Genomic DNA, 9,475 nt, shown 5'->3' with positions numbered 1-9,475 from the left:
GGTAGGAGATATCGCCGAAGTCATCGGCATGAGTGAAACCTTTATCAAAGAGCGGCCTTTGGCTAGCGAAATGACCGGGCTCACCGCGAAAGGGAGCAAGGAAGGACCGCGGGGAGCAGTTAACGTCGACGATGCGACGCTGTTCCTTGCCCGTTTTGAAAGCGGTGCCTTGGGGAGCTTCGAAGCGACCCGTTTCGCTACCGGCCACCGTTCCACTAACTCATTTGAGATCAACGGCAGTTTGGGCAGCGTCCGCTTCGATTTTGAACGGATGAATGAACTGGAGGTCTATTTCGCCTCCGATGATGAGGATGTACAAGGCTTCCGCCGGGTGCTTGCGACAGATGCCGCCCACGATTATTCCGAAGCCTGGTGGCCTGCGGGACATACCATTGGGTTTGAACATACCTTCACCCACGAGATGCTGGAGCTGGTCTCGGCCATCGCCGAGGGAAGACAGCCGCAGCCGAATTTCCGCGACGGCGTGAAATGCCAGGAAGTGCTGGAGGCGGTGGACCGCTCCATCGTGGAGCGCCGCTGGGTAGCGATTTCCGAAATGTAGAGGGATTACGCATTGCGGGAAAATTCCCGTTAAATATACGAACAAGGAGTGGCTGAACATGAAAAAGGCGTTAATCGTATGGGGCGGCTGGGATGGCCACGAGCCGAAGCAGGTAGCGGACATTTTCGCCGACGTGCTAACGGCAGAGGGCTTTGCGGTGGAAGTGGCGGATACCCTCGAAGCTTTTGCCGATAAGGAGAAGCTGAAGGAGCTGGATCTTATCGTTCCAGTGTGGACCATGGGTGAGATTTCTCAAGAACTCGTCGGGAATGTGCTGGAAGCGGTGCAAAACGGCACCGGCATCGCTGGATGCCACGGCGGCATGTGCGATTCCTTCCGGCAAAACGTAGACTGGCAGTTCATGACTGGCGGCCAGTGGGTGGCGCATCCGGGCAATGACGGCGTCGAATACGACGTGAACATCAAGAGCAGCTCCAGTCCCCTGGTGGAAGGCATCGAAGATTTTACCATTAAAACGGAGCAATATTACTTGCACGTTGATCCCGCCGTGGAGGTTTTGGCGACAACCCGCTTCCCTGTCGTTCCCGGCCCTCACAGCGTGAACAAAGCCGTCGATATGCCGGTAGTGTGGACGAAAGGCTGGGGGGACGGCCGAGTCTATTACAATTCCCTCGGCCACCATGCCGATATCGTCGACATGCCGCCGGTGAAAGAGTTGATGCGTCGCGGCTTCTTATGGGCAGCTGCCGGGAAAGAGCTGGCCGAACGCCGCAATAACGGAACCGCCGCAGCCGCATACAGTGGCATGGCCGATAATCAATACAACTAACGCCCTCAAGAAGGAGACTTCGCCATGAGAAAAGTGAAAGTCGGAATCGTCGGCTGCGGAAAAATCAGCGGTATCTACATGGAAAATATCAATAAATTCGAGATTCTCGAGCTTGCCGCTTGCGCCGACATTGATCGCGCCAGAGCGGAAGAGCAAGCCGCCCGCTACGGCGTTCCCGCCGTGTGCACAACGGAAGAAATGCTGCAAAATCCGGACATCGAGATCATCATCAACCTGACCATCCCGGCGCTCCATGCTTCCATCTGTCTGGCGGCTCTTCATGCGGGAAAGCACGTTTACGTGGAAAAACCGTTGGCCATTACCCGGGAGGAAGGAAAACAGGTCCTGGCGTTGGCGAAGGAGAAAGGGCTGCTCGTCGGTTCCGCTCCTGAAACCTTTTTTGGTTCGGGCATTCAAACTGCCCTTTCACTAATCGAGAACGGAGCCATCGGCAAGCCGGTAGGGGCTACGGCATTCATGATGAGCCGCGGCCATGAAAACTGGCACCCGGACCCGGAGTTTTACTATGCTCTCGGCGGCGGACCGATGTTCGATATGGGGCCCTATTATTTGACCGCTCTCGTGCAGCTGTTGGGACCGATTCGGCGCATTGCCGGTATGACCGGGAAAGCGCTCGAACAGCGGACCATCACCAGCGAAAAGAAATACGGCAACAAAATTTCCGTGCAGGTGCCTACCCATGTAGCCGGTACCTTGGAATTTGAGCAGGGCGCCATCGCCACGCTGATCATGAGCTTCGATATTTTTGGAGGCAGCGATTTGCCGCATATCGAAATTTACGGTACCGAGGGAACGCTGCGTGTGCCGGATCCTAACGGCTTCGGCGGACCAGTGCTGCTGCGTCGGATCGGGGAGAAGGATTGGGGCGAGCAGCCGCTCCTTCCGGGCTATAAAGAAAATACCCGGGGCATCGGGCCGGCGGATATGGCCTACGCTCTGCAAAGCGGCCGTCCGCACCGTGCCAGCGGTGAACTGGCGTATCACGTGCTGGAAGCGATGTGGGCGTTCCACGATTCTTCCGATAACGGAGCGTACCATGAAATGATCAGCCGCTGCAACCGGCCTGCGTCTCTCCCGCTCGATCTGACTTTGTATGAGCTGGACAAATAACGCGTGGAGCAGTCTACTCTAGGTTCAGGTAGATTCCATATATTAAGCATATATAAAAGTATATCAATGGTGATATACTAATGATGCAGCTTCAATTGAGCTGCCTTCGTAACCTTTTTTTCTAACTCCATGTTTGCCGTCGGCTGTTTAGCCGACGGTCTTTTTTATTGGACTAGGAACATTCTCCTATTATGCGAAAACAAACACTATCGGCCTATTGCTTATGCGAATCATGCATGATAGTTTGATAAATGAAATATAAAGCCGAATCCGGACGCGCTTGTCCGGTACGGGGGACTTTTATTGGGGTGAATGTTTGCATTTCGTCTGCAAACTAGGGAGCCAACCTCTTCCCGAATCCGTCAACTAACCTCGGAGGCATTAGGAGGAACTGAATCTGAATCGGTCAACCAAGCTATTGGCATTGTCCGCCGCCGTCTTTACATCCGGTTTGTTTTACGCTGCGCCTTCCCAAGCTGCGGCATCGGACGTAAAGGTGCAGGTGAATGATGACCTGGTGCAATTTCCCGACGCTCAGCCATTTATCGACAGTAATTCCCGCACACAGACGCCCGTTCGCATGGTATCAGAGAAACTCGGCTACAAGGTCAGTTATGTGGTGGAAGATAGCGATATCCGTGTCACATTGAAAAACGATGATAAAACCATCGAGCTGACTACCGGCGAGAATACCGCAGTCGTCAATGGGGAATCGATAACCATTGATACGAAAGCGGTAGAAAAGCAAGGCAGGACTTACGTTCCGGTCAGCTTTATCGCCAAATCCTTCGGTCACATGGTCCAGTGGGACAGCAAGAACTACATAGCCATCGTCTCAGCTGATGGAAAATACCATGCTCCCGCCTGGTATCGACCGTCCATCTCTCAATCGGTCATTGCTGATGCCAAAGAGTATTTAGGCATTCCTTACAGCTACGGCGGAACGTCGCCTTCCGGATTCGATTGCTCCGGCTTGGTACAATACGTGTTCCGCAGAGAAGCTGTCTATCTGCCGCGGACGGCAAATGACATGTACACCAGTGCCGGTTCAAAGGTTGCGTCCCTGCAGGCAGGAGACCTCGTGTTCTTCTCCAGTACGAAAAAAGCGCCGGCTACTCATGTCGGCATCTATTTGGGCAATAATCAATTCATTTCCGCAACGACATCAGGCGGCGTCCAGATCGACTCCCTTTCCAGCTCCTATTGGAGCGCCCGCTACTTCGCGGCGAAACGGATCGCAGTGGACTGATGCCCGCAAAAAAGACAAAAGCGCGAATCCACATCGGTGGAGACGCGCTTTTGTTCTTTTATTCTGCCACTTATTCTTGATTGTGCCGGACGGGTTTGCGCTTTGCTTTGAAACGGGGAGCGACATAATTGCGTTTGCGGTCGCGGTAGAACACCCAGCCGCCGATAAATCCGGCACCGAGAAAGAACAGCAAAAGCCCCGGAACGAAGGACGACCAACCAAAGCTGACGGAACTGGAGCTCCTGCCGATGTAATCGAATAATGAATCTTTGACCATCATGAAACCGTATGCGGCAGCGATACCCGGCACGACGAGGAAAAGCACGGCGATGATGCGCGAGATAAGCAGCTTCAAGACGGGACCCCTTTTCTGTTAAGCTAAAAATAAATATCACTATTCCCACTATATTTAATTTTGATGAAAAGGTAAAATAAAGTGATGAATTAGTACCAGGTAATAAAGGAGGCCGATCAGGAATGACCAAACCTTATGATATTGTGGTGCTGGGCGGCGGAGTCGGCGGCTATACGGCTGCTATCCGGGCAGCTCAGCTTAATTTCAGCGTGGCGCTTGTGGAGAAAGCCGAATTGGGCGGTACCTGCCTGCACAGGGGCTGCATCCCGACCAAGGCGCTATTGCGCAGCGCGGAGATCTATGCCCAAGCGAAGGAAGGCGCAGACTATGGCGTATTCGCATCGGAGGTTCGGCTCGATTTTACGCGGGTGCAAATCCGTAAAACGGAGATCGTCGAACGGCTGCACAAGGGCGTACAGTTTTTAATGAAGAAGAACAAGATCGATGTCTATAAAGGGGAAGGGCGGTTGATGGGTCCGTCGATTTTCTCACCCCGATCCGGCAGCGTGGCTCTGGTCACCGAGGACGGCGAAGCTGTGAATCTCGTGCCCGGGCACTTGATTTTGGCTACAGGCTCCAAGCCGAGGATGCTTCCGGGACTTGCGGCAGGCGGTCGCATCATGACCAGCGACGAAGCGCTTCGTATGGAGGATTTGCCGAAATCCATCGTCATCGTTGGCGGCGGTGTCATCGGCGTAGAATGGGCATCGCTGTTACGCGATTTCGGAGTGGAAGTCACTGTCGTCGAATTTGAAAAGCGGCTCATTCCAACGGAAGATGAGGAAATCTCCAAGGAGTTGGAACGGCTGTTCACCAAACAGGGGATCAAAGTGCTCACTGGCGCCAAAGTTCTGGCAGAAACCGTTAGCCAGTCAGAACAATCCGTCAAACTACAGGTTGAACGGAACGGGGTAATCCAAGATCTGGAGGCCGAAAAGATGCTGGTGTCCGTTGGACGGATGGCGGTGACGGAAGGGCTGGGTCTGGAAAACACCGACATTATCGTCGACCGTGGCTTCATCAAAACCGACGATTTCATGCAGACGATGGAATCGCATATTTTCGCAGTAGGGGACGTCAACGGGAAGATGCAGCTCGCTCATGCCGCAGCCCATCAAGGGATTGCGGCGGTAGAGCGAATCGCCGGGCTCAATACCCATGCTTTTGCCGCCCAACTTGTGCCTCGGGCGATTTATACCCGGACTGAGGTGGCTAGCGTCGGTTGGACGGAGAAGCAAGCTGCGGAGAAAGGCTTCAAGGTGAAGACCGGGAAGGTTTCGTTCCGCGCTTTGGGCAAAGCCCTTGTGCTCGGCAACAGTGACGGCTTCGTCAAAGTTGTCGCCGATGCGGCGACGGGTGATATTCTCGGCGTCCATATGATCGGCCCCCACGCGACGGATTTGATTTCCGAGGCGTCTCTCGCCCAAGTGTTGAATGCGACCCCTTGGGAAGTCGGGCAAACCATCCATCCCCATCCCACCTTGTCGGAAGCGCTGGGTGAGGCGATGCTTGCGGTGGACGGGGCGTCATTGAATATGTAGGGCAAAAAAGAAAGACCTTATTCCGTAGAACGGTCCGCGGGGGAACAAACCCCTTAGACCCGCCGACGGGATAAGGCCTTTTTGCTTTCGGTTAGCATGTAGACGAATTGGATCGGACAAATCGAATGAAACAGAATTCATTGGCACGGGTGGAAACGGTCCGAAGGTGTGCCAGGCTAGTCGCGCTTGTTGCTATCCGCGTACACCGCCATGGCGTCCCGCATGAATGCGGCTAAACCTTCACCGAACTTGTCGATGTTTTTGGTGAAGCGCTCATCGGCTACATACATTTGTCCTAAGCCCCTGAAGGCTTCCAAAGAGTAGCTGCCCATCTGGTTCAATAGCAGAAACCATTCCTTGATGCCGGCCTGGGCTTCCTCTGAAGCGGGTGAGGTATGGCGTAGATCAGCCAAATGGGAGTAGAGGGCGTTCATCTCGTCGCCCAGGGTCTTCTGCTCTCCGGCGGCCATGCTGCCAAGCCGGGAATTAGCGCGATTCACTGCATCTTCGCCCCAGCGCGCTTTCGCTTCATCTTCATAAGGATTGCTGCTGAAGTCGAAGCCTTTGAATTTTTCTTCGTTGGTCATTGCAATATCTCCTTTCGCATGTTCGATCGTTTTATTCAGGGTGGCGATCATCCGGACAAGCTGCTCCTGCTTCGCTTGCAGCATCCCGCGCTGCATTTCCAGCGCCTCCAGGCGGTTAAAGCCGGGACTTTCCAGGATACTTTTGATCTTCCTCAGCGGGAATTCCAGCTCGCGGAAAAACAGGATTTGCTGCAGCTTCTCCAGATCGGTGTCGGAATACAGCCGGTATCCCGCTTCAGTAGTGCCGCTCGGCTTCAAAAGCCCGATTTCGTCGTAATGGTGTAGGGTGCGGATGCTGATTCCCGTCAGTTCCGCGACTTCTTTTACTTTCATGATAAGGATGGCGCCTCCTTTCAAGCTCACTATACAGCCTCACGTAACGGGAGAGTCAATGCTATTTTGCGAAAATAATGCGAATCGGTTCATATTGCAGTGAGAATGTGCTATAGTAAGGATGGATTAGAATTAGTACCAGGTATTAAAACATGATGCTAAGCCGACTGAAACCATGCAGACTTCACCATACAGGTAATCATAAGGAGGCTGAATTCCTTGTCCATTGGTCAACTTTTGCAGCATAGGAGCTTGGGATTGTCCGACGAACAGGCCATTGAAATGTATGTCAATATGGTAAGGGCGCGCAAATTCGATGAAATGTCGACGCTGCTGCAGCGCACTGGAAAAATTCCGTTTTTCGTTTCGGGCGTGGGTCAGGAAGTGGCTCAGGTAGCTGCCGCCTTCGCTCTTCAACAGGGAAAGGACTATTTGCTGCCCTACTACCGGGATTATGCTTTCGTGCTGTCCGTCGGCATGACCATGAAAGATCTGATGTTGGCCAACTTCGCCAAGCCGGAGGACATCACCAGCGGCGGCAGGCAGATGCCCGGCCATTTCGGCGCCAAAAAGCTGAATATCGTCACGGGATCAAGTCCTGTTACTACTCAGGTTCCCCATGCCGTCGGTATTGCTTTGGCGGCGAAAATGCAGAAGAAAGATTTCGTCACCTATGTAACCTTTGGCGAAGGCTCCAGCAACCAGGGGGATTTCCACGAAGGCTGCAATTTTGCCGGGGTGCATAAGCTGCCGGTGATCTTCCTGTGTGAAAATAACCAATATGCCATTTCGATCCCTATCAGCAAGCAGGTGGCGGGGAATATATACGAGCGGGCCATCGGTTATGGCTTCCCCGGCGTCCGGGTGGACGGCAACGATGCCCTTGAAGTGTATAGGGTCGTCAAAGAAGCCCGGGAGCGGGGTCTCCGTGGCGAAGGTCCGACGCTGATCGAAGCGGTGATGTACCGTCTCTCACCGCACTCAACATCGGATAACGATATGCAGTACCGAACGAAGGAAGAAGTGGAGGAAAACCGTAAGAAAGACGGCATTCCCCGCTACAAAAATTATTTGCTCGAGTGTGGTCTGTGGAACGAGGAAAAAGACGCGGAGCTGAAGGTAAAGGTAAAACGGGAAGTGGAGGACGCCATCCGTTACGCGGAAGAGTCTCCCCAATGCGCTCCGGAAGATGCTTTGCTGCATGTATACGCGGAAACGGGGAGGGACTAACGATGGCGGTAATCACTTATTTGGAAGCCATCCGTTCGGCCATGGAAGACGAGATGGAGAAGAACGATAACGTATTCGTTTTAGGGGAAGACGTAGGGAAGGGCGGCGTTTTCAATGCCACCAAAGGGCTGCGCGACCGTTTTGGCGAGGATCGCTGCCTGGATACGCCTCTTGCAGAATCCTCCATCGCCGGCGTCGCCATCGGTGCCGCCATGTACGGCATGCGCCCCATCGCGGAAATGCAGTTCGCCGATTTCATTTTGCCGGCAACGAACCAGATCATCAGCGAAGCGGCGAAAATCCGCTACCGCTCCAACGGCGACTGGAACTGCCCGGTGGTCGTCCGCGCTCCTTACGGGGCGACGGGTGGCGGCGCGCTGTATCATTCCCAATGTCCGGAGTCCATTTTCTTCGGTACGCCAGGATTGAAGATCGTTGCTCCGTCCACGCCATACGATGCGAAAGGCTTGCTCAAAGCGGCAATCCGTGACGAGGATCCGGTGCTCTTTTTCGAACATAAAAAATGCTACTTGTCCATTACCGAGGAAGTTCCGGAGGGCGATTACATCGTGCCCATCGGGAAAGCGAAGGTAAGGCGGGAAGGGACGGACATCACCGTCATTTCTTATGGCATGATGATGCATCATACGATAAAGGCGGCAGAGATGCTGGCTGCCGAGGGAATCAGCGCCCATGTGCTGGATTTGCGTACGCTGCAGCCGCTAGACAACGCGGCGATTTTGGAAGCGGCGGCGAAGACAGGGAAAGTGCTGATCGTCCATGAAGACAATAAAACCGGCGGAGTAGGGGCCGAGGTTTCGGCGATCATCTCTGAAGAGATGTTTTACGATTTGGACGCGCCGATCATGCGGCTGGCAGGTGCGGATGTGCCGGCCATCGGGATGAACCCGGTACAGGAGAAATACTTCCTGCTGAACCCGGAGAAAATCGCCGCAGCCATGCGCAAGCTAGCGGAAATTTAGGCTCGGAATGGATTAGTGCAGAAGGCGCTATCTTCGCGTGACATCCACTGTTGGCTTAGTTGAAGCGGTGATGGCGTTGTGGTATAAACGAACGCTGACCCCCTGATACCTCGGCTTTGAAATAGGGTTGAGGCAATTGCAAAACCTACAATTGAAATTCCAACATTTAGTGGGTTATATCTATTCCATTGCAAAAAGTGCAGGAGAATCACTCATAACCGCCTGAAAGTGGACGATTCTTTGAATTCTCCTGCACAAAATACAATGAACCCGGGCAGATAAGCGGCATTTCAACCATTCCGCTGTACATTTTGCAACGGAAGCTGTATTTTTTGGGGCATGCCATTCCAACATGTGCTCCAACCGGTGAAATCTCACCCCGCACCTGGGGTTCTGTCTTGTCTGGTTCTACTAACGACTGGCCGCTGGCCGGATAGCGAGGGAAATGCCATGGAGGGAACAGGAGTGAAGGGTACGGCGGTAGCCGTCCCGCACTTGGCGGAAAGTTTAGTTTCCGCAACGGTAGGTAAGTGGTTGAAGCAGCCTGGCGACAAGGTTGAACAATATGAAGTCATTTGCGAGCTCATTACGGAAAAAGTGAACGTGGAAATGCCGGCTCCCATAGCGGGGACGATGGGCACCATCGTCGCGGCAGAAGGCGAGACGGCGCAGGTGGGCGAGACGATCTGTTATATCGTCGAGCCTGCGGAAGCG

10 protein-coding genes and 1 riboswitch are annotated in these 9,475 nt (G+C 53.7%); of the genes, 8 read left to right on the top strand and 2 right to left on the bottom strand.

Annotated features, from left to right (window positions below):
* The 4 genes from TJ79_RS15740 to TJ79_RS15725 all read left to right on the top strand — a co-directional run.
* Positions 1 to 562 (top strand): Gfo/Idh/MocA family oxidoreductase (locus tag TJ79_RS15740; RefSeq protein ID WP_040951294.1); only part of this gene is annotated, 562 nt, incomplete at its 5' end.
* A 58-nt stretch (positions 563 to 620) separates the two neighbouring features.
* On the top strand, positions 621 to 1,352 hold the full coding sequence (locus TJ79_RS15735) for a ThuA domain-containing protein (RefSeq protein ID WP_040951293.1): 732 nt from the start codon (positions 621 to 623) through the stop codon (positions 1,350 to 1,352).
* 24 nt (positions 1,353 to 1,376) lie between these two features.
* A complete protein-coding gene (locus TJ79_RS15730) occupies positions 1,377 to 2,483 on the top strand; it encodes a Gfo/Idh/MocA family protein (RefSeq protein WP_040951292.1) in 1,107 nt (368 codons plus the stop codon).
* A gap of 252 nt (positions 2,484 to 2,735) precedes the next feature.
* Positions 2,736 to 2,879: riboswitch (cyclic di-AMP (ydaO/yuaA leader) on the top strand.
* A gap of 22 nt (positions 2,880 to 2,901) precedes the next feature.
* Complete coding sequence (locus TJ79_RS15725) at positions 2,902 to 3,732, top strand: C40 family peptidase (RefSeq protein ID WP_052339636.1); 831 nt, start codon at positions 2,902 to 2,904, stop codon at positions 3,730 to 3,732.
* A gap of 70 nt (positions 3,733 to 3,802) precedes the next feature.
* Here TJ79_RS15725 and TJ79_RS15720 read toward each other — a convergent pair whose 3' ends face one another.
* Positions 3,803 to 4,087 carry a DUF2627 domain-containing protein gene (locus tag TJ79_RS15720; protein ID WP_040951291.1) on the bottom strand — a complete coding sequence of 95 codons (285 nt, stop codon included), beginning with the start codon at positions 4,085 to 4,087 and terminating at the stop codon, positions 3,803 to 3,805.
* Between the two features lie 122 nt (positions 4,088 to 4,209).
* Between TJ79_RS15720 and lpdA the strand changes: the two genes are divergently transcribed.
* Positions 4,210 to 5,628, top strand: a complete 1,419-nt coding sequence (gene lpdA, locus TJ79_RS15715) for a dihydrolipoyl dehydrogenase (protein ID WP_040951290.1) — start codon at positions 4,210 to 4,212, stop codon at positions 5,626 to 5,628.
* A gap of 176 nt (positions 5,629 to 5,804) precedes the next feature.
* Here the strand turns inward: lpdA and TJ79_RS15710 are convergent, their stop codons facing one another.
* Entirely contained in the window at positions 5,805 to 6,548 is a 744-nt protein-coding gene (locus TJ79_RS15710) for a MerR family transcriptional regulator (RefSeq protein WP_040951295.1), read from the bottom strand.
* Positions 6,549 to 6,767: 219 nt separating this feature from the next.
* Here TJ79_RS15710 and TJ79_RS15705 point away from each other — a divergent pair, with 219 nt between their 5' ends.
* The 3 genes from TJ79_RS15705 to TJ79_RS15695 form a co-directional block, all read left to right on the top strand.
* Complete coding sequence (locus TJ79_RS15705; RefSeq protein ID WP_040951289.1) at positions 6,768 to 7,778, top strand: thiamine pyrophosphate-dependent dehydrogenase E1 component subunit alpha; 1,011 nt, start codon at positions 6,768 to 6,770, stop codon at positions 7,776 to 7,778.
* Between the two features lie 2 nt (positions 7,779 to 7,780).
* A complete protein-coding gene (locus TJ79_RS15700; RefSeq protein WP_040951288.1) occupies positions 7,781 to 8,761 on the top strand; it encodes an alpha-ketoacid dehydrogenase subunit beta in 981 nt (326 codons plus the stop codon).
* A gap of 450 nt (positions 8,762 to 9,211) precedes the next feature.
* Positions 9,212 to 9,475: biotin/lipoyl-containing protein (locus tag TJ79_RS15695; RefSeq protein WP_337588951.1), on the top strand; the 264-nt coding region annotated here is incomplete at its 3' end.

This window comes from Gorillibacterium massiliense (assembly GCF_000455485.1).
Classification (GTDB): Bacteria; Bacillota; Bacilli; order Paenibacillales; family NBRC-103111; genus Gorillibacterium; species Gorillibacterium massiliense.
The sequence above is the reverse complement of the archived record's forward strand: the minus strand, read 5'-3'. Positions and strand labels throughout refer to the sequence as shown.

Coding starts and splice junctions, on each gene's coding strand:
- TJ79_RS15735 (WP_040951293.1), top strand. CDS start 621: ATGAAAAAGGCGTTAATCGTATGGGGCGGCTGGGATGGCCACGAGCCG.
- TJ79_RS15730 (WP_040951292.1), top strand. CDS start 1,377: ATGAGAAAAGTGAAAGTCGGAATCGTCGGCTGCGGAAAAATCAGCGGT.
- lpdA (WP_040951290.1), top strand. CDS start 4,210: ATGACCAAACCTTATGATATTGTGGTGCTGGGCGGCGGAGTCGGCGGC.
- TJ79_RS15710 (WP_040951295.1), bottom strand. CDS start 6,548: ATGAAAGTAAAAGAAGTCGCGGAACTGACGGGAATCAGCATCCGCACC.
- TJ79_RS15700 (WP_040951288.1), top strand. CDS start 7,781: ATGGCGGTAATCACTTATTTGGAAGCCATCCGTTCGGCCATGGAAGAC.